Annotated in this window: 18 protein-coding genes; 11 read left to right on the forward strand and 7 right to left on the reverse strand. The window is 70.4% G+C overall.

Annotation, left to right across the window (positions count from 1 at the left end; all coding sequences use genetic code 11):
* The first annotated feature begins 30 nt into the window (after positions 1–30).
* Positions 31–726: a FadR/GntR family transcriptional regulator gene (locus tag ACIBJG_RS02295; protein WP_399303016.1), complete on the forward strand. Its 696-nt coding sequence runs from the start codon at positions 31–33 to the stop codon at positions 724–726.
* Positions 727–774: 48 nt separating this feature from the next.
* Here ACIBJG_RS02295 and ACIBJG_RS02300 read toward each other — a convergent pair whose 3' ends face one another.
* Positions 775–1,365 (reverse strand): TetR/AcrR family transcriptional regulator, encoded by a 591-nt coding sequence (locus ACIBJG_RS02300; protein WP_399303018.1) that lies wholly within the window; start codon positions 1,363–1,365, stop codon positions 775–777.
* A 112-nt stretch (positions 1,366–1,477) separates the two neighbouring features.
* Here ACIBJG_RS02300 and ACIBJG_RS02305 point away from each other — a divergent pair, with 112 nt between their 5' ends.
* The gene (locus tag ACIBJG_RS02305; RefSeq protein ID WP_399303020.1) at positions 1,478–2,602 is read left to right on the forward strand and encodes an ABC transporter permease; all 1,125 of its coding nucleotides are present in this window, start codon (positions 1,478–1,480) and stop codon (positions 2,600–2,602) included.
* The gene (locus tag ACIBJG_RS02310) at positions 2,599–3,282 is read left to right on the forward strand and encodes an ABC transporter ATP-binding protein (RefSeq protein WP_399303022.1); all 684 of its coding nucleotides are present in this window, start codon (positions 2,599–2,601) and stop codon (positions 3,280–3,282) included. The genes ACIBJG_RS02305 and ACIBJG_RS02310 overlap by 4 nt, the downstream gene beginning before the upstream one ends.
* Before the next feature lie 15 nt (positions 3,283–3,297).
* Here the strand turns inward: ACIBJG_RS02310 and ACIBJG_RS02315 are convergent, their stop codons facing one another.
* The 5 genes from ACIBJG_RS02315 to ACIBJG_RS02335 all read right to left on the reverse strand — a co-directional run bounded on the left by ACIBJG_RS02315 (position 3,298) and on the right by ACIBJG_RS02335 (position 9,303).
* The gene (locus ACIBJG_RS02315; protein WP_399303024.1) at positions 3,298–4,488 is read right to left on the reverse strand and encodes an FAD-dependent monooxygenase; all 1,191 of its coding nucleotides are present in this window, start codon (positions 4,486–4,488) and stop codon (positions 3,298–3,300) included.
* 98 nt (positions 4,489–4,586) lie between these two features.
* Complete coding sequence (locus ACIBJG_RS02320; RefSeq protein WP_399303026.1) at positions 4,587–6,023, reverse strand: exo-alpha-sialidase; 1,437 nt, start codon at positions 6,021–6,023, stop codon at positions 4,587–4,589.
* A 68-nt stretch (positions 6,024–6,091) separates the two neighbouring features.
* The gene (locus ACIBJG_RS02325) at positions 6,092–7,390 is read right to left on the reverse strand and encodes a GDSL-type esterase/lipase family protein (protein ID WP_399303028.1); all 1,299 of its coding nucleotides are present in this window, start codon (positions 7,388–7,390) and stop codon (positions 6,092–6,094) included.
* 15 nt (positions 7,391–7,405) lie between these two features.
* Entirely contained in the window at positions 7,406–8,407 is a 1,002-nt protein-coding gene (locus tag ACIBJG_RS02330; protein ID WP_399303290.1) for an acetylxylan esterase, read from the reverse strand.
* Positions 8,408–8,583: 176 nt separating this feature from the next.
* Positions 8,584–9,303 (reverse strand): FadR/GntR family transcriptional regulator, encoded by a 720-nt coding sequence (locus tag ACIBJG_RS02335; RefSeq protein ID WP_399303030.1) that lies wholly within the window; start codon positions 9,301–9,303, stop codon positions 8,584–8,586.
* A 169-nt stretch (positions 9,304–9,472) separates the two neighbouring features.
* Here ACIBJG_RS02335 and ACIBJG_RS02340 point away from each other — a divergent pair, with 169 nt between their 5' ends.
* The 5 genes from ACIBJG_RS02340 to ACIBJG_RS02360 all read left to right on the forward strand — a co-directional run bounded on the left by ACIBJG_RS02340 (position 9,473) and on the right by ACIBJG_RS02360 (position 16,152).
* Complete coding sequence (locus ACIBJG_RS02340; RefSeq protein ID WP_399303032.1) at positions 9,473–11,068, forward strand: ABC transporter substrate-binding protein; 1,596 nt, start codon at positions 9,473–9,475, stop codon at positions 11,066–11,068.
* 222 nt (positions 11,069–11,290) lie between these two features.
* Positions 11,291–12,241, forward strand: a complete 951-nt coding sequence (locus ACIBJG_RS02345) for an ABC transporter permease (RefSeq protein WP_399303034.1) — start codon at positions 11,291–11,293, stop codon at positions 12,239–12,241.
* Between the two features lies 1 nt (position 12,242).
* A complete protein-coding gene (locus tag ACIBJG_RS02350) occupies positions 12,243–14,216 on the forward strand; it encodes a dipeptide/oligopeptide/nickel ABC transporter permease/ATP-binding protein (protein ID WP_399303036.1) in 1,974 nt (657 codons plus the stop codon).
* The gene (locus tag ACIBJG_RS02355; protein WP_399303038.1) at positions 14,213–15,220 is read left to right on the forward strand and encodes an oligopeptide/dipeptide ABC transporter ATP-binding protein; all 1,008 of its coding nucleotides are present in this window, start codon (positions 14,213–14,215) and stop codon (positions 15,218–15,220) included. The genes ACIBJG_RS02350 and ACIBJG_RS02355 overlap by 4 nt, the downstream gene beginning before the upstream one ends.
* Positions 15,217–16,152, forward strand: coding sequence for a dihydrodipicolinate synthase family protein (locus ACIBJG_RS02360; RefSeq protein WP_399303040.1), 936 nt, complete (start codon positions 15,217–15,219; stop codon positions 16,150–16,152). Before ACIBJG_RS02355 ends, ACIBJG_RS02360 begins: the two co-directional genes overlap by 4 nt.
* A gap of 252 nt (positions 16,153–16,404) precedes the next feature.
* Here ACIBJG_RS02360 and ACIBJG_RS02365 read toward each other — a convergent pair whose 3' ends face one another.
* A complete protein-coding gene (locus tag ACIBJG_RS02365) occupies positions 16,405–17,211 on the reverse strand; it encodes a chaplin (RefSeq protein ID WP_399303292.1) in 807 nt (268 codons plus the stop codon).
* 395 nt (positions 17,212–17,606) lie between these two features.
* Here ACIBJG_RS02365 and ACIBJG_RS02370 point away from each other — a divergent pair, with 395 nt between their 5' ends.
* The 3 genes from ACIBJG_RS02370 (at position 17,607) to ACIBJG_RS02380 (ending at position 19,260) form a co-directional block, all read left to right on the forward strand.
* A complete protein-coding gene (locus ACIBJG_RS02370; RefSeq protein WP_148016803.1) occupies positions 17,607–18,008 on the forward strand; it encodes a rodlin in 402 nt (133 codons plus the stop codon).
* Between the two features lie 286 nt (positions 18,009–18,294).
* The gene (locus tag ACIBJG_RS02375) at positions 18,295–18,528 is read left to right on the forward strand and encodes a chaplin (RefSeq protein WP_399303042.1); all 234 of its coding nucleotides are present in this window, start codon (positions 18,295–18,297) and stop codon (positions 18,526–18,528) included.
* A 441-nt stretch (positions 18,529–18,969) separates the two neighbouring features.
* Positions 18,970–19,260: a hypothetical protein gene (locus tag ACIBJG_RS02380; RefSeq protein ID WP_399303044.1), complete on the forward strand. Its 291-nt coding sequence runs from the start codon at positions 18,970–18,972 to the stop codon at positions 19,258–19,260.
* Positions 19,261–19,395: the final 135 nt, after the last annotated feature.

Consider the following 19,395-nt stretch of genomic DNA (forward strand, 5'->3'; position numbering starts at 1 on the left):
CAAGGGGCAACGGCACCTCAGGAGGACGTTGTGGCGCGGCCCACCATGGCTCAGGACATCGAGCGCCGGATCAAGGAACTGATTCTGGAGCGACGGCTCGCACCGGGTGACGCGCTGCCCACCGAGACCGAGCTGATGGAGCTCTTCGAGGCCGGCCGGGTGTCGGTGCGCGAGGCCCTCAAATCGTTGCAGGCGGTCAACGTCGTGGAGATCCGCCGCGGTTACGGCACCTTCGTCGGCTCGCTCTCCCTGTCACCGTTCGCCGAGGGGCTCGCCTTCCGTGCGGCCGTCCGCCACCGTCAGGGCGAGCCCGGGCTCGCCGAGCTGATGAAGGTGCGGGAGGCGCTGGAGGCGGGGCTCGTCGGCGCGGTCGCGGCCGGGGTCCCGGACGAGGACCTCGATGTGCTGCGCGCCCTGGTCGCGAAGATGGAGGACGAGGCCGGGTCGGGCCGGGTGGCACGCTCCACCGACCGGGCGTTCCACCTCGCGCTCTACGCCTCGCTGGACAACCACCTGCTCAGCGAGGTGCTCGACGCGTTCTGGGCCGCCATGGACCGGGTGCGCGAGGACCTCGACGACGGTCACCAGGACCCGTGGGTCACCTGCGCCCAGCACCGCGAGATCGTCGAGGCGGTCGCCGTGGCCGACGGTGAGCGTGCGGTACGGGCGATGCGCACCCACTTCGACGGCATCCGCACCCGGCTGGAACCGTCCCCGGTCCGGTAGCCGGGGCGGCGGGCCCGGTCCGGCGCCGACGCGCGTCGGCCCGGCCCCTCACCGTCCCCGGAGCGTCCCGGTGATCGCGGTGACCGCCATGCGTACCGCGCGGTCCGTCACCGCGGCCGGGTCGTCGCCGTTCTCGATCGCCGTCGTGGCCGCGTTGACGATCCCCTGGAGGAGCAGCGAGGTGCGCCGCGGATCCTCCTCGCCCAGCTCCGTCAGCGCGCCGATCAGCGGGGTGAGCAGTTCCCGGTGGGCCCGCACCGCGCTCTCCCGCACCACGGCCGCGTCCCGTACCCCGGCCAGCGCCTGGGCGATCCGGTGCTCCCCGCCACGCACCAGGTCGAGCTGCGACGACACGTAGGCCGCGATCTTCTCCTCGGGCGTACCGGCCGCCGACATGCCGGCCCGGATCGCGTCCGTCCAGCGGGGCATCGCGTCCTCGACGACCGCGGTGAGCAGCTCGGGGCGGCCGGGGAAGTACTTGTACACGCTGTTGCGGGCGAGGCCCGTGGCCCTGGCGATCGCCGTGAAGGTCACGGCATCGGCGTCGCCGCTCTCCAGTAGCTCGCGTGCCGCCCGCACCAGGGCCAGTCGCTGCTGGGCATGGTGCTCGGCAACCGTGGCGGCTCTGATCCTGGGCACCGGCCCAGTCTAGAAGCCCCCGTAGTCGGGCCCCCACTTAGGGACGCCGCGTCCCCATCATCTATGTTGGCGACATACCGTCCCTAACATCGATCCATCGAAGGGAACCGCCGTGTTCCTCGCTCTGCTGGAGCTGCGCGCCGCCCGAGGGCGCTTCCTGCTCATGGGATCCGTCGTGGTGCTCGTCGCCGCACTCGTCGGCATCGTCTCCGGCTTCACCACCGGCCTGGGTGACGACACCATCTCCGCGCTGCGCCGCCTGCCGGCCTCGCAGCTGGTCTTCTCCTCGGACGCCCGGTCCGACCAGTTCGCCCGCAGCCTCCTCGACGAGAAGACCGCCGCCGCCTGGAGCAAGGAAGCGGACACCGAGACGACTCCGCTGGGGGTCTCCATCACCCGAGGCACGACGAATCGTGGCGCCGAGGTCGACCTGGCCGCCTTCGGCGTCGAACCCGGCTCCTTCCTCGCCCCGTCCGTCATCGAGGGCGACGGCCTCGACGGCGCGGCGGCGGACAGCATGGTGATGTCCGCCAAGCTCGCCGACGAGGGCGTGCACGTCGGCGACACCCTCGTCATCGACCGGCTCGGTATCGAACTGCGCGTCGTCGGCCGGACCGAGCGCTCCAGTTACGGCCATGTGCCCGTCGCCTACGTCCCGTTGAAGACCTGGCAGCGCATCCGCTTCAGCACCCCGGGCGCCCCGGCGTCCGCGACAGCCGCGATCCCCGGCCAGTTCAGCGCCCTCGCCCTGCGCACCCCGCCGGACGGGACCTCCACCGCCACCCTCGACGCGCGGTACTCCACCACCACCCTCACCAAGGAGAAGGCGTACGAGGCGGCCCCCGGCTACACCGGGGAGCGCGTCACCATGAACTCGATCCAGGTCTTCCTCTACCTGATCGCCCCGCTCGTGGTCGGTGCCTTCTTCTCGGTGTGGACCGTGCAGCGGCAGCCCGAACTCGCCCTCCTGCGCGCCCTGGGCGCCTCCCGCCGACGTCTCCTCGCCCACACGCTCCTCCAGGCGGCCCTGGTCGTAGTCCTGGGCACCGCGGCGGGCGCCGTGCTTGCCGGAGCGTTCGGGCTGCTGGTCGGCGAACAGGTGCCGTTCAGTCTGCCCGCCGCCACCCTCGCCGTCACGATGTGCACCGTCGCGGCCGTCGGCCTCGCGGGCACCGCCCTGACCCTGCGCCGGGTCACCCGAGCCGACCCGCTGACCATGCTGGGAGCCAACCGATGAGCCTCGAACTGAGCGACGTCACCGTCACGTTCGGCAGCACCGACGCCCGCACGACCGTCCTCGACGGCCTGGACGTCACCTTCGAACCCGGCCGCATGACGGCTCTCGTCGGCCCGTCCGGATCCGGCAAGTCCACGCTGCTTGCCGTCGCGGGCGCACTGCTGCGGCCCACCGCCGGGCAGGTCCTGCTGGACGGCGAGGACCTCGCCGGGCTCTCCGACTCCCAGCGCGCCAAGGCACGCCGGGAACGCATCGGCTACATGTTCCAGAGCGGCAACCTGCTCTCCGGCCTCACGGCCACCGACCAACTGCTCGCCGCGGTGTACATCAGTGGCGAACGCCCCCGCGCGCACCGTTCCCGCGCCGAGGAGGCCCTGACCCGGGTGGGACTCGGCCACCGGCTGCGCCACCGCCCCGAGCAGCTCTCCGGCGGCGAACGCCAGCGCGTGGCCCTGGCCCGTGCGCTCTTCCTCTCACCCAAACTGCTGCTGATCGACGAACCGACGGCGGCTGTCGACCGTTCCCAGGCCGGCGATCTGGCGGCGCTCCTGGCCGAACGCACCCACCAGGACGACTGCGTCACGGTCGTGGCGACGCACGACCCGGCCGTGGCGGAGGCCGCCGACCGGGTCGTGGACATGACCGCACTGACCGCGGACGCGACCCCGGCCGGCCGCTGAAACCATTCCCGGGCGTCACTCCCGCTGGACGCTGCCGTACAGATAGCTGCCGGCGCCGTCCAGCGTGGCCCGGCTCCACTCCGCCACCTCGCGTGGACCCATCGCCGCCCAGTCCGGGGTCCGTTCGACCATGGCGCGGCCCAGCCTGCGGCCCAGAGCGACCAGGCGGGCGCCCTCGTCCGACCGTTCGTCCGCGTACCGGCACAGCGCCTCGGCGGCCGACGACGAGGCGCGCAGGGCCCGCTCCAGACAGAGTGCGTCCTGCAGCGCCTTGGTCGCGCCGCTCGCCGTGTGCGGACGGGTGATGCTCGCCGCGTCGCCCGCCAGCAGGAACGGCGGCTCCGCGACCCGGGGCACATGGAAGTCGGCGACGTCGTGGCAGGCCAGTGAGGTGTGCGCGCCCCGGCCGACGATCCCGGCCCATCCCGCCGGGAAGTGCTCCTCGGCGACGCGTCGTACGTACTCCTCGCGCGCGGCGGTCCACGACGGCGGGGGAGGGGGGCCGTAGATGGCGTAGGCCAGCAGCCGGGAGCCTTCGGCGGCGCCCGGAATCAGGTAGAACACGCCGTGACCGCCCCGGAAACCCAGCGTGATCCAGGCGGTTCGCACCAGTTCCAGCTCCTGCGGGTGCCCGGCGAGCGCGTCGAGCGGGAGGGTGCCGCGCCACACCACGTACCCCGCCGGGACCGGCCGTACCTGCGGGGCGACAGCCGCCCGGGTGACGGACCGCGGCCCGTCCGCCCCGACGACGATGTCGTACAGCTCCTCCGAGTCCGCCGTACGGATCACGGCGCCGCCCGGCGCATGACGCAGCACCTCGGTGACGGGGCGTCCCCGGTGGTACGTCACACCGCCGGCGTTCGCCCGCAGAGTGCGCCACAACAGACCCCAGTGACAGGGCGTCACCGCGCTCTCCTGGCGCGCCAGTTCACGCGTGGTACGCCGGCCCCGTTCCCGGGTGAGCCAGACCCGCGAGGGCACCGGCGCGGTCTCCATGGCGGCGTCCAGATAACCGGCCGCTACCAACTCCGCGTGGAGCGGCGGCGGTACGACGATGCCGAACCCCCGGTCCTCCAGCGCCCCGTCACTGCGCTCGTACACCGTGACCTCGGCCCCGGCCCTGGTCCCGGCGATCGCCATCGCGCAGCCGGCGACGCTCCCGCCGACCACCCCGATGCGTAATCCGGCTCCCGCCACGTCCGCCACCGCCCTCTCCGTCACTGTGCGTGGCGCCCATTGAACGGGGTGTCGGCAACCTGCGTCCAGCCGCCCCGTGGCGACTGGACGCAGGGCCATCCTTCGGGCTACGGCGTGACCGTGACCGTCGCGCTGCCCGAGGCCTGCTTGCCGTCCGCCTTGTACGTGGCGGTCAGCGTGGCGTTCCCCGACGCGCCTGCGGGCACGGTGACCGGGACCTTGACGTTGGCGCCCTCACCGGGCCTCATCGCGGGGATCGCGGTCCGCGTGGCCGTCCAGCCGCTCGGCACGGCCAGGTCGACGGTGCCGGCGCTACGGGTCACGTCCATCCGGTTGACGACCCGGACCGTCACGGTGGCGCTCGTCCCCGCCTTGAGGGTCGCCGGCGGGGTGATCGTGATGTCGGCGCAGGTGCCGCCGAGCCACTTCAGGTCGAAGGAGGAGTAAGTGATGTGGTCGACGTTGCCGCGCTCGTACAGCAGCCCCAGCCGGCCGCCCGGCAGCCGGGTCAGCGTCGAGTAGGCCGCGGCGCCCGCGTCGACCACCTTCTTGATCGGCCAGGTCTTTCCGTTGTCACAGGACATCTTGACCGTGAGGTTCTTCCGTGACGTGGCCTCGGTGTTGCTGAACAGCAGCCAGGAGGACTGCGGGTCCGAAGCCGCGGCGTCGGGAGCGTAGCGCATGACCGAGGCGTTGTTCGCCGGGTCGGGGAGCTCGGTGTCCTGGACGAACGGGGTGTAGGTGACCCCGCCGTCCTTGGAGTACGCGATCGTCCGGTACGGCGCCGAGCGGTTGTTGAGCATGATCGTGCCGTCGTTCAGCTCGACGGTCTTGTTCTCGTCGCCGCCGGGGCCGACCGGCGTGCCCATCTTCCAGGTCGCGCCGTGGTCGTCGCTGTAGGCGCTGACCGCGTAGTTGGCCCCGTTGTTGCGGATGGCGTACTGCTGGATCAGCCGGCCCTTGTAGGCCCCGTTGCGCACCTGGATGCCCTCGCCGGACGATGCGAACATCCCGCCCCAGGCCGGGTTCTTGATCTGCTTGGTGATCCGGCGGTGGGTCCAGGTCACCCCGTCGTCGTCCGAGTAGCTGTAGTCCGCCTGCAGGACGTTCGGGTCGGTCTCGTCGTTGCCGGTGGCCGAGCCGAAGAAGCCCTGGTTCACTCCCGCCGCGTAGAACAGGAAGATGCGGCCGGTGGTCCGGTCGACGAGCAGGCTCGGGTCCCCGTAGCCCTGGGGGGCGGGGTCCTTGCGGACCACCTGCTGTGCCTGCCAGGTCGTCCCGCCGTCGGTGCTGCGCCGCAGCACGATGCCGATGTTGGACGGCAGGTCCCCGAGCGTGGGGCGGGCGTCATAGGCCGCCAGCACGGTGCCCTTGACCGACGTGGTCAGAGCCGGGATGCGGTAGTAGGGGGAGCCGACTCCGGCGACGGTCAGGTCCTGGGAGGTGAGCGTGCCGGGGGCGGGCGACGCGGCCTGCGCGGTGCCGGTCGTGGTGACCACCATCAGGGCGGCGCCGAGCAGGGCGACCGGGACAGTTCTCTTCATGGACGATCTCTCTTCTCGGAAGGGGTGGGGCTTCTCGAAGGGTGGGAGACAGGGGGAGGCGCGCCCGGCTACGGGATGTTCAGGGAACAGACCGCGCTGCTTGCCTCGAAGATCCGCAGATCCTTGATCATCCTGAGCGCGACGCGGTGGTGGCCGCGCTCGTTGGGGTGGAGTCCGTCGCTGAGGAGGGACAGGGGGACCTGGCCGCCGTTGCCGTTCAGCCAGTCGTTGTAGTGGTCGACGAAGACGGCCTTCTGCTGTGCCGCGACCTCGCCCATGACTCGCGCGTACTGCGAGAGGTTCACCCGGCCCGGCCACTTCGCCGGATCGACCGGGTTGGGTGACTGCAGGACCGGCACCGGGGAGCCGGGTAGCGCCCGCACCGAGCCCACGAGCGAGACGAGGTTGGCCCGGTAGGCGTCGAGGCCCAGCCCGGACGTCGCGATGTCGTTCGTACCGATCATGATCGACACGACGTGCGGCGAGAAGGCCGTGACCCGCTCGTCGAACCGTGCGACGAGTTCGGCGCTGGTCGCACCGCTCACCCCGGAGTCGACCATGAAGTCGCGGTTCTTCGGCTTGCCCAGCTCCCAGCGCACCCGCTCCATCCAGTGCTCCGGGTAGCTGCGCCAGCCGTGGGTGTGCAGCGCGCCGTGGGTGATGCTGTCTCCGGTGACGACCCAGGTGGCCGGGGTGTCGCTGTTGAGGATCGTGGAGATCCGGCCCAGGTCCGCGAGATCGGGGCGCGGGCTCTGCGCGACCAGTTCGCTCTCGCTCAGCACCCGGTCCCAGACCGCGGCCCGCTCGATGGTGCCGGTGCAGAACCACTCGCCGCCGGGGTGGTCGCTGTCGGTGTTGCGGCCCAGCGAGAGGGAGGTCGGCTTGGTGACGTTCTTGAAGAAGGCGCGCTGCGCCGTCTGGAAGACGGTGTGCCCGCCGGCGTGCAGCTTGGTGCCCGACGCGTCGACCGTGACGGCGACGGTGTGGCGCAGCCCGTCGTCGTACCGTGTCCGGGTCATGACATTAATGAGGACTGCGCCCTTGTCGCGTACGGAGAACTGAAGGGCACCGCCGCTCAGGTTCAGCGTGATGTTGGAGGAGGGGGCGGTGGGATCCGAGGCGCTGAGCAGCGTCATCGCTTCGTTGTGACTGGTGGTGCGGAAGGTGACGACGATGGTTCCCGCGGTGAGCGGGGCGAGTACGCCGGCCTGGTTCGACAGGTCGACGTACTCGCTGCCGTCCAGGTCCACCGGGGTGTCGTGGTCCAGGATCGGGCCGCTGCTCGAAGCAGCGGCGAAGGCGCGGCCGCCGAGCTGGGTGCTCAGGGCTGCCGCGCCTGCGGCAAGGAGCATGGATCGTCTGCGCACGGAAGGTGCCTCCGGTCAGGAGTGGCCGGCCTGCCCGGTCGGCAGGCCTGCGAACAGGGAGCGCACCCAGGCCAGTTGTTCCCGCTGCTGATACTCCGCGCCGCCCTCGTGCCCGTTGAACGCGTAGATCCGCACGTCCTTGGGCCCGGCGTAGCCGTTGTAGGCGGTGAAGCAGGTGGAGGGCGGGCAGATGTCGTCCATCATCGCGATGGAGAACAGGGCGGGGGCCGTGGCCCGGGTGGCGAGCAGTGCGGCGTCGAAGTACGACAGGGTGGAGAAGACCGACTCGGTGCGGTCGCGGTGGAGTTTGAGGTACTCGGCGATCTCGGTGAACGGCGGGCGGCTCGAGATCTCCGCCCCGCGACGGAAGTTGCAGAGGAACGGCACGTCCGGCATCACCCCGGCCAGCCCGGGCACGAGCCCCGAGACGGCGAGCGCGATCCCGCCGCCCTGGCTGACGCCGGTCACCACGATCCGGTCAGGATCGATCTCGGGGCGGGCGCGCACCGCGTCGACACAGCGCACCGCGTCGGTGAACAGCCGCCGGTAGTAGTACGTTTCGGGGCTCTCGATGCCCCGGGTGAGGAAGCCGGGTACGACGCCGGGCGCGCCCCCGTCCGGATCGGCGGTGTCGCCACCCGCGGCCGACCAGCCCTGGCCGCGGGTGTCCATGAGCAGATGCGCGTAACCGGCCGACGCCCACAGCAGGTTCTCGTGCGCCAGGCCCCGCCCGCGGCCGTAGCCGAGGAACTCCACGACGCAGCCCAGCGGTTCGCTCGCCCCGGCCGGCATCCGCAGCCAGCCGCGCACCGGCTGCCCGGCGAAGCCGGGGACCGTCACGTCGTACGTACGGACCTGGGTGAGCCCGGTCTCCACCGCCGTGAACACGGGCTTGTCCGCCGCGCAGGACCGGGCCTCGTCCAGGGTCCGCGACCAGAAGGCGTCGAAGTCCGCAGGAACGGGAAGTGTCGGCCGGTAGTCGCGGCAGTCCGCGAGTGAGAGGTCCGTGAACGGCATGGAGGTGCCCTCCTGGGGGCGCAGCGGGAAGTGCCGGGTGCGAGGTGATGCACCGGTCATCAGACGGATGACGTCTGATGTCCTGTCGGCACACGGACCCTAGGCACCCACTACGGGGGTCGTCAAGGGTCCGTCCGGCCGGCTCCACCGGCTCCGGGTGGTTCGGGGCGGGCGGCTCAGCGCCGGGCGCGGGCCTCGGAGATCCGGCGCCGGACCGGGGCGTAGTGCTCGCCGAGCGCCTTGATGAAGCCGACGCTGTCGCCGGCCCGGGCCGCGTCCACGATGTTCTGGTGGGCGGCGATCGTCGCCGTCTCGTCGGCGTGCGTGAATCCGTCCAGGTGGGGCGCGACGATCGTGTACACATCCCAGAACGCCATCGAGAGCTGACCGATCAGGTCGTTGCCGAGCGGCGCCACGAGAAGGGCGTGGAAGGCGCGGTCCGCGTCGACGAATCCGTGGCCCTCCTGGGCCCCGGTCTCGCGCATGGTGGCCACCAGGCCGTCCAGGGCGTCCAGCTGCTCCGGGGTGAGCGTCGAGACGATCCGGTCGGCCATCCCGCGCTCGAAGAGCTCGCGTACGTCAACCAGGTCGGCCATCACCTGGAAGTCGTCGTCGGGCGAGAGCAGTCCGCGGAAGGTGAGGCTCTCCACCAGGGCGGACAGGCTCAGCCGGCCCACGTAGGTGCCGTGCCCGTGGCGGACCTCCACGATGTCCAGCGCGTTCAGGATCTTGACGGCCTCACGGACGCTGGAGCGACTGGCGCCGAGCGCCTCGCACAGTGCGGGCTCGGTGGGCAGTGGATCTCCGGGACGGAGCCTTTTTTCGAGGATGTACCGCTTGATCCCGTCGACGACTTCCTGCCGGAGCAGCTGTCGCCCGGGCCTCGTTCCGGACATATGTGAACTCCCCACCTCTTGACCCCCATCAATTGTCAAGCTACGTTCCCACGCTATCAAGGCATCAGACATCTGACGTCTGATGCTTCAGGGTTTACGGCCCCCGTGAACCTGTGCCGGACCCCCCGTTTTCACCCCTGACGTCCCACCTCAAGTCCCTGGAGGACCCGTGCCCGAGCTGAGAGCAGCCGGTGTCGAGCGCCGCACCTTCCTGCGTTACACCAGTGCCGTCGGTGCCGCGGCCGCCATCACGGCGGGCCTTTCCGCATGCGGCGGACCGTCCTCGACCTCCAACGGCTCGACGGGCAAGGGCGGCGACACCGCTCTCATCGAGGCCGGCATGTCCTACCCGCTGTCGACCGGCTTCGACCCGATGATCACCTCGGGCGCGACGCCGTACGCCGCCAATATGCACATCTTCGAGGGGTTGGTGGATCTCGATCCGGCAACACTCGTGGCACGGCCTGCTCTCGCCACCGAGATGCCGAAGAAGATCAACGCGACCACCTACCGCGCCACGCTCCGCAAGGGTGCGACCTTCCACGACGGTTCGGCCGTCACCGCCGACGACGTCGTGTTCAGCTTCGAACGCATCCTGGACGAGAAGAACGCCTCGCTGATGGCACAGTTCGTGCCCTTCATCGACACCGTCAAGGCCGTCGACGCCGGCACGGTCGAGTTCAAGCTCAAGTACCCCTTCGCGCTCTTCCCGTCCCGCATCGCCGTGGCCCGGATCGTGCCGAAGAAGGTCGTCGAGGCCGACGTCAAGGGATTCGACGCCAAGCCCGTCGGCTCGGGTCCGTACAAGTTCGTCTCGGCGACCCGCGAAGACAAGATCGTCTTCGAGAAGTACGACAAGTACAACGGCGCACACCCCGCCAAGGCCAAGAAGATGGTCTGGCGCCTGATATCGGACCAGTCGGCCCGCGTCAGCGCCATGCAGTCCGGCCGCGTCCAGGCCATCGAGGACGTCCCGTACATCGACGTGAAGGGGCTCTCCGCCTCGGCGAAGACCGAGTCCGTGCAGTCCTTCGGTCTGCTCTTCCTGATGTTCAACACCGCCGACAAGCGGTTCGCCGACAAGCGGGTCCGCCAGGCCCTGCACTACGCGCTGGACACCGAGAAGATCATCAAGACCGCCATGGTCGGCAACGCCGCCGCCGCCACGGGCTACGTCCCCACCACGCACCCCGACTACCACAAGGCCGCCACCGTCTACACGCACGACGTGGCGAAGGCGAAGAAGCTGCTCGCCGAAGCAGGGGTGAAGGACCTCAAGTTCACCGTCCTGACCACCGACACCGGCTGGGTCAAGGACATCGCCCCGCTGATCAAGGAGAGCTGGGCCGCGGCCGGCATCGAGGCCACCCTCGGCATCGCCCAGTCCGCCGCCCAGTACGCCAAGGTCGACGGCGGTGACTTCGAGGTCCTCGTCGCCCCCGGCGACCCGTCGGTCTTCGGCAACGACGTGGACCTGCTGATGCGCTGGTTCTACTACGGCTTCTGGCCGGAGAAGCGCTACGGCTGGTCCAAGACCGCCGAGTACAAGAAGGTCAAGCAGCTCCTCGACAAGGCCGCCCAGTCCGGCGACGAGGCGACCCGCAAGCAGCTGTGGGGCCAGATCACCGACGTCCTCGCCGACGAGGTCCCGCTCTACCCGATCCTGCACCGCAAGCTGCCCACCGCCTGGAACGAGAAGGGTCTCACCGGCTTCAAGCCGCTGCCGACCACCGGCCTCTCCTTCCTGGACGTCGGCCGCGCCTGACCGCCACGCCCGCCGGGTCGTACGGCAGCCCCCGCACAGACCGCCGTACGACCCGGCACCCAGCACCTCTCGTCCGGACCGGCGCAGGCCGGCCCGCCCCGGTCCGGACGCGAGGCCACAGACCGGCGCCGCCCCCGCCGCGCCCGATAACCCGGTCGGGAAGACACCGGACACCCTCGGTGTCCCGGACCGGATGACCGCCCAACCGCAAGGAACCCGACGATGGTTGCTTTTCTCCGGCTCGCGCTGCGTCGCGTCGCGATGATGCCGGTGATGATCCTCGGTATCGCGTTGCTCGTCTTCGTGGTGCTGCAGTTCTCGCCGGTCGACCCGGCCTACAACGCGCTCGGGGAGAGCGCCAGCCCTGAGGCCCGGGAGGCCTTCGCCGAGGCCAACGGGCTCAACGACCCGTTGATCGTGCGCTACTTCCACTTCCTCGGCCAACTGATCCACCTCGATCTCGGCTCGACCGTCCCGCCGAGCCAGCCCGTGATCGACCGGATCACCGCCGCCTTCCCGCTCACCCTCCAGCTCACCATCCTCGGGCTCATCATCGCCATCGTCCTCGCCGTCGCGGGCGGCGTCCTGGGCGCGATGTACCGCGACCGCTGGCCCGACCAGCTCTTCCGGGTCCTGTCCATGGCCGGGGTCGCCGTTCCGTCCTTCTGGCTCGGCGTCCTGCTCATCCAGCAGTTCGCCCTGAACACCCAGATCTTCCCGACCGGCGGGTACACCAATATCGCCGACTCGTTCGGCGGGTGGCTCCGGACGATGATCCTGCCCGCCGTGTCGCTCGCGGTGCCCGTCGCCGCGTCGCTCGCCCGCCTGATCCGTACGTCGATGGTCACCGAACTCGACCGGGACTACGTGCGTACCGCCCAGGGCAACGGCCTGCCGGTCTTCCTGGTCATCCGTTCCGTGCTGCGCAACGCCCTCGTCACTCCGCTCACCGTGCTCGGCGTCAAGGTCGGTTACCTGCTCAGCGGCGCCGTCGTCATCGAAGCGATCTTCGACCTGCCCGGCATGGGCAAGCTCATCCTCGAAGGTGTCACCGGAGGCGACATCGCCCTGGTCCAGGGCACCGTACTGACCATCGCCATCGCGTTCCTGGTGGTCAACGTCATCGTCGACCTGCTCTACCTGCTGGTCAACCCGCGCATCAGGACGGTGTGACATGTTCGCCACGGGCCGTCTGGCCAAGAAGCTGTCCCGACCGGGCGTCGCCTTCCGCGCCCTCCCGGTCACCTCCCGCGTCGCCCTCGGCGTCCTGATCGTCGTCATCCTCGGCGCCGTACTCGCCCCCCTGCTCACCCAGGACCCGCTGACCACGGGCACCCCCGTCCAGGCCCCGAGCGGCGAGCACTGGTTCGGCACCGACCGGGCGGGACGCGACGTTTTCGCCCGCGTCGTGCACGGCTCGCGCTACTCGCTGATCATCGGCCTCGGCGCGACCGCCTGCGCCCTGGTCGCGGGAGCCCTGCTCGGCTCGCTCGCCGCCACCTCGCGCAAGCTCGGCGACGAGTCCGTCATGCGCACGCTCGACGTCATCATGTCGTTCCCGCCGATCGCGCTCGCGGCCGTCCTCGTCGCCGTGTTCGGCACCAGCATCCCGGTGATCATCTTCACGATCGCCTTCGTGTACACCCCGTCGCTGGCCCGCGTGGTCCGCGCCAACGTCCTCTCCCAGTACGGGGAGGACTACGTCGCCGCCGAGAAGGTCATCGGTGCCCGGCGCGGTTACATCGTGCTCCGCCACGTCGCCGTCAACTGCATGGCCCCGGTCATGGTCTTCGCGACCGTCATGGTCGCCGAGGCCATCATCTTCGAGGCCAGCCTCTCCTTCATCGGCGCCGGTGTGCAGGACCCCGACCCCAGCTGGGGCAGCGTGCTCGCCTACGGCCGGCAGATCCTCCTGGCGGGCGGCTGGTGGGCCACCTTCTTCCCCGGCCTCGCCCTCCTGATCACGGTCCTCGCGCTCAACATCCTGTCCGAAGGCCTCACCGACGCCTCCGCGGCGCCCAAGAACGCCCGCGCCGCCGCCGACCCCACCGCCACCACCGCACCCGACCCGGTCGAGGCCGCCGCCACCGTCGACATCGACGCCGCCCTCACCAAGCTCGCCCGGCACATCAACGCGACCGAGCCCGCCATCACCCCGGTCCGCGCGGACGCCGACGAACTCCTGGTCGTGACCGACCTGGCGATCCGCTTCCCGGACCGCTACGGCGAGATCCCCGTCGTCGACAAGCTGAACTTCACCGTCCACGAGGGCGAGACCCTCGGCCTGGTCGGCGAGTCCGGCTGCGGCAAGTCCATCACCAGCCTCGCCGTCATGGGCCTCCTCGCCCGCAACGCAGAGGTCAGCGGCGAGATCCTCTACCGCGGCCGGGACCTGCTGAAGCTCCCGCCCAAGGAGCGCCGCGCCCTGATGGGCCCCGAGATCGCGATGGTCTACCAGGACGCGCTCTCCTCCCTCAACCCCTCCGTGCTCGTCGGTACCCAGCTCAAGCAGCTGACCTCGCGCGGCGGTACGAAGAGCCCCGCCGAGCTCCTGGAGCTCGTCGGCCTCTCGCCCGAGCGCACCCTGCGCAGCTACCCGCACGAGCTCTCCGGCGGCCAGCGCCAGCGCGTGCTCATCGCCATGGCCCTGTCCCGCAGCCCCCGCCTCCTGATCGCGGACGAGCCGACCACCGCCCTGGACGTCACCGTCCAGGCCCAGGTCGTCGAACTCCTCATCCGGCTCCGTGACGAGCTCGGCTTCGCCATGGTGCTGGTCTCGCACGACCTCGCCCTGGTCGGCGACCTCTCCCACCGGGTCGCCGTGATGTACGCGGGACGGCTCGCCGAGGTCGGCGACACCCGGTCGGTCCTCACCGACCCCGCCCACCACTACAGCCGCGGCCTCCTCGGCTCCGTGGTCTCCCTGGAGGCCGGATCCGAGCGGCTCCACCAGATCCGCGGCGTCGTCCCCGCACCCCAGGGCTTCGGCGCGGGATGCCGCTTCGCGGGCCGCTGCGGTGCGGCGACCGACCTCTGCCGCACCACCACCCCCGTACTCGCCGGGCGCGGCGCCGCGAAGGACCACGGCTTCGCCTGCCACCACCCGGCCGAGGCGGCCGCGAAGAAGCTGGAAGGGAGCGCCCTGTGATCAGGCTCAACGGCGTTCACGTACGCCACAAGGCACGCAGCGGAGGTCTCTTCAGCCGCGACGCCGTCCATGCGCTGACCGACGCCACACTGGAGGTCAAGCGCGGCGAGATCGTCGGCCTGGTCGGCGAGTCGGGCTGCGGCAAGTCGACGATGGCCCGGGTGCTGACCGGTCTGCAGAAGCCCACCGAGGGCGAGGTCACCTTCCACGGCAAGGACCTGTGGGAGATGTCCGGGGCCCAGCGACGCGACGAATTCGGCTCCGCCGTCGGCGTCGTCTTCCAAGACCCCTCCACCGCGCTCAACCCGCGGCTCACGGTCCGCCAGATCCTGCGCGACCCGCTGGATGTGCACCGCCGCGGCACCCGCGAGGAGCGTGAGGCACGCGTCGAGGAACTCCTCGACCTGGTCGGCCTCCCCGGACACACCCTGGCCGCTCTGCCCGGACAGCTCTCCGGCGGCCAGCGCCAGCGCGTCGCCATCGCCCGCGCCCTGGCCCTGGAACCCGAGCTGATCGTCGCCGACGAACCCACCTCCGCGCTCGACGTCTCGGTCCGCGCCCAGGTGCTGAACCTCCTCGTGGACCTGCGCGAACGCCTCGGCCTCGGCATGGTGTTCATCTCGCACGACATCCAGACCGTGCGCTACCTCGCCGACCGCATCGCCGTCCTCTACCTCGGCCGCATCGTCGAGGAGGGCCGGGCGGCCGACGTGGCGGGAAGCCCCAGCCACCCGTACACCGAAGCCCTGCTCTCCGCGACGCCCAGTCTGCTGGAGACGACGGAACGCATCGTGCTCACCGGCCCGGTGCCCTCCGCCACCAACCCGCCGCCCGGCTGTCCGTTCAGCACCCGCTGCTGGAAGGCCGACGACGAGTGCTCCACCGCCTTCCCGGTGGAGACCTTCGGGCCCGGCGAACACCGCTGGCACTGCGTCCACCCCCAGACCCCCGCGTCCCCTTCCGGGGACCCGACCCCCGTACCGTCCGCAAGGAGCACCGCATGACCGCCCGAACCCCCCGCTACTCGGGAGTGATCCCGCCCGTCGTCACCCCGCTCACCGCGGACGGCGAGCTCGACCGCCCCTCCCTGGAGCGGGTCGTGGGGCATCTTCTCGACGGCGGTGTCAGCGGGCTCTTCGCCCTCGGCAGCTCCGGCGAGACCGCCTACCTGACGCCCGGACAGCAGGACGAGGTCATCGAGGTCATCGTGGCGGCCGCCGCGGGCCAGGTGCCGGTCCTCGTCGGCGCGATCGAGACCACCACCAACCGGGCGATCGAGCGCGCGCAGCGCGCCGCCGCGCTCGGAGCGGACGCCGTCGTCGCCACCGCGCCGTTCTACACCCGCACCCATGACCTGGAGATCGACCGGCACTTCCGGGACATCGCCGCCGCCGTCGACCTGCCGCTCCTGGCGTACGACGTGCCGGTGTGCGTGCACAGCAAGCTGGACCCGGAACTGCTGCTGCCGCTCGCGGCCGACGGCGTGCTGGCCGGCGTGAAGGACTCCAGCGGGGACGACGGCTCGTTCCGCCGGCTGGTCCTCGGCGCCCGCGATCTGCCGGACTTCTCCGTCCTCACCGGTCATGAGCTGGTCGTCGACGCGATGATGCTCGGCGGCGCCGACGGCTCGGTCCCGGGGCTCGGCAACGTCGACCCGCACGGGTACGTACGCCTCCACCACGCCGCGGTCACCGGCGACTGGGCTACGGCGAAGGCCGAACAGGACCGTCTCGTCGGGCTCTTCGACATCATCCGGGCCGCACGTCCCGGCACCGCGTCCGCCACGGCGGCCGGGCTCGGCGCGTTCAAGACCGCGCTGATGCTGCGCGGCATCATCACCACCAACGTGATGAGCCCGCCGATGCGCCGGCTGGACGCCGTGGAGACGGCGACGATCGCCGAGTGCCTCGACCGCGCGGGTCTCTCCAGGGCCTGACGGCCGCCGGTCCCGGGAGCCCGGCCCGGGGAGAGGGGGGGGGGGGGGCCGCGGGGGGGGGGGGGCGGGGGCGGGGGGGGCCCCCCCCGCGCCCGCCGCCCCCCCGCCCCCCCCCCCCCCACAGCCCCCGGGCCGGCCCCCCCGCTGGGGGGGGCCCCCCCCGCACCTTTCTCATGTCCGGGTTCCGGGACCTCTCGTTCGAGTCATGCCGGGCTCGCGGGGTCCGGCATGACCCGAATGAAAGGCCCTACGTCACTTCTGCGCGGCGCGGCTGCGGCGCATCAGCAGGCCGCCACCGAGCACCAGCGCGGCGCTGGCGCCACCCGCGATGCCCAGGTTGTCGTTGGCACCGGTGTGCGCCATCTGCGGCGGCTTGTGGTGCTTGGGCGGGGTGTGGTGCCAGGTGTGGGTCGGCGGGTTGTGCGGGTGCCAGGTGTGCGTCGGCGGGTTGTGCGTGGGCGGGTTGTGCGTGGGCGGGTTGTGGTGGTGGCTCGGCGGGCAGTTGTGGTCGTGGTGGTGCTTCGGAGGCTTCGGAGGCTTCGGCGGGTTGTGGTGGTGGCCGCACTGGCAGTCGTGGTCGTGGTGGCCCGTCGGCGGCTTGTGGTGCGTCGGCGGCTTGTGGTGGTGCGGGGGCTTCGGGGTGTCGACCCCGCCCGACTCGTTCTCGCACTCGTTGCCGAACGCGGGGTTCAGCAGACCCACCACGTCGACCGTGTTGCCGCAGACGTTGACCGGGACGTCGACCGGGGCCTGGATCAGGTTGCCCGACAGCACGCCGGGGGAGCCCGCGGCGACACCGTCGGCGTCCGCGCCCTGGGCGTCGCCGGCCTCGGAGCCGCCGTCCTCGTTCTCGCACTCGTTGCCGAATGCGGGGTTCAGCGCACCGATCACGTTGACGGTGTTGCCGCACAGGTTGACCGGGATGTGTACGGGCACCTGCACGGCGTTACCCGAACCCACACCGGGCGAGCCGATCGCGGCACCGTCGGCCGAGGCGTCGGCGAACGCGTAGCCACCGGAGGCGGTCAGGATGCCTGACGCCGCCGCCATGACGAGCACGCTTTTACTCAAGGCTTTTCGCATGGGTTGCCCTTCCTTAGGACATTTGGCGCGGGCGGTATTGACCCGCAATTCATTCATCAGGCGGTCCAGCAGCCGTCGGGCCTGCCAGTTCTGCTGGGTGGGCGTCCCGGCGGGCGAGCTTGACGACACCCATAACGAAGCAAAGGCGAGAGGGAAACGTGGAACCAGTGAGAATCCTGTGACCACTCGGACGGGCTACGGATAGGTGTTCGATTGACCTTTCCGTTCCATGTCGTCCGACCTCATTCGTACTCATTCGTACGGGCGTCCGTGCGGTCGTGGCATTCGGGTGAATGGAGATAACCAAACGTCCGGAAGTCAGTTGGTCAGTGCGCTCCGGTACGGGGCATCCAGTACGAGAAGGGTTCATCGTGATCAAGAAGGTCCTGGCTACGGGTGCCGTCGCCGCCTCCATCCTCGGTCTCGGCGCAACGCAGGCGATGGCCATCGGCGACGCGGGCGGCACGACCTCCGTCAACGGCAACGGTGCCTCGCAGTCGTTCGGCAACGCCGAGACGCACGGCGACGGCAGCCCGCAGTTCGGCCTGGTCCAGGGCTCGCTGAACAAGCCCTGCATCGGCCTGCCGGCCAAGGCCAACGTCGGTTCGCTGATCGGTCTCATCCCGATCGCGGTCCAGGACGTCAACGTCCTGTCCTCCCCGCAGAACCAGCAGTGCACCGAGAACTCCACCCAGGCCAAGGGTGACGAGCCGCTGTCGCACATCCTGTCCGGCATCCCGGTTCTCTCCGGCAACGGCGCCGGCAACAGCTGATCCAGCTGTCAACAGGCCCGGGCCGTCGGCGAATTCCGTCGGTGGCCCGGGCCTGCTGCTGTCCTTCTCGGGGTCGCCCGAGAAATCAGGACGACCACGGCGGTGACAGTGTGTGACTGGAACTGTGTCATTCGGGCGGATTCCGAAGAATCTCCCCGACGGAGAGTTTCGCTTACCGTCTGAAATCGTTACGAATTACAGCAGCGGAGTTACGAGTGATCAGGACCGCGCTCGTGCGGCACGAAAGTCGTGGCCGCTCCGGACTCCGTCGAAGAAAGGGTTGAAAGTGAAGTACACCAAGATTGCCGCCGTCGCCGCCGGAACCCTCATGGCGATGGGTGCCGCCGCCCCGGCCTTCGCCGACTCCGGCGCCGAGGGTGCGGCCGTGCACTCCCCGGGCGTGCTGTCCGGCAACGTCGTCCAGGTTCCGATCCACATTCCGGTGAACGTCTGCGGCAACACCGTGAACGTCATCGGGCTGCTGAACCCGGCCTTCGGCAACACCTGCGCCAACGTCTGATTCGCGCTCGCCGAATCCGTTCGGCACCGGTCTGCCCCGGATCGCATTCCATGCGATCCGGGGCTTTCCTCTTTTCTGCGTTCCGTCCCGGGAGTTCGCAGCCCTCCTCGATGCAGCGGAACGGCCGAAGACATTCCGCCGGCCCGGGGCGCGGTGCGCCGGCGGCTGGGGGCGGACATCCGGTCGGGCGCGCGGGACGGAGCACCGACAGTGCACCACTGAATCGTGTCCGGTGTCCTCCTCCGTACCCGAATCAGTGATTAGTCATGCAATCTGTCGAAGCCACGGGAAAGCAGACCCGAGAAAAGCCGAAACGTCCAGTTGCCCGGCCGCAATCGGGTCGTTACCCAGAGAGAAAGCGGCAGAAGTCACAGCTAAAGAAGGCTGGTGCGGCGCGGGGACGCGACCGAAGCGGATGCCGCTGCAGAAGGGAACCCGAAAGTGAAGTACGCGAAGACAGCTGCGTTCGTTGCCGGTTCCGTGGTTGCTCTCGGAACGGCTGCTCCCGCCTTCGCCGTTACGAACGCCACGGCCCCCAGCTTCAGCCTCGACGGAGGTGTCAACCAGGTGGTGGCTGCGGCCCCCCAGGCCGTCGACCCGGTCGTCGACACCGTCGGCGGTGCCGCCGACTCGCTGCAGAAGGACGGCACCGTCACCAAGGTCGCCGGGCAGGCCACCGGTGCGGTCAAGGGTGCCGCTCCGCTCATGGGCGGCCTTCCGGTCGGCGGCTGACCCGTCCTCACGACGTCGGTTCCCGCCTCGCTCCGAGGCACGCGTATTTCTCCGGTGCCACGCGTTCCGTAACCGTACGGATCGCGGAAGCACCGTTCGAGTGAAGCGCCACAACCATTTCTGCCACCGCGAGTT

The sequence above is a fragment of the Streptomyces sp. NPDC050422 genome (assembly GCF_044458665.1).
Lineage (GTDB): Bacteria > Actinomycetota > Actinomycetes > Streptomycetales > Streptomycetaceae > Streptomyces.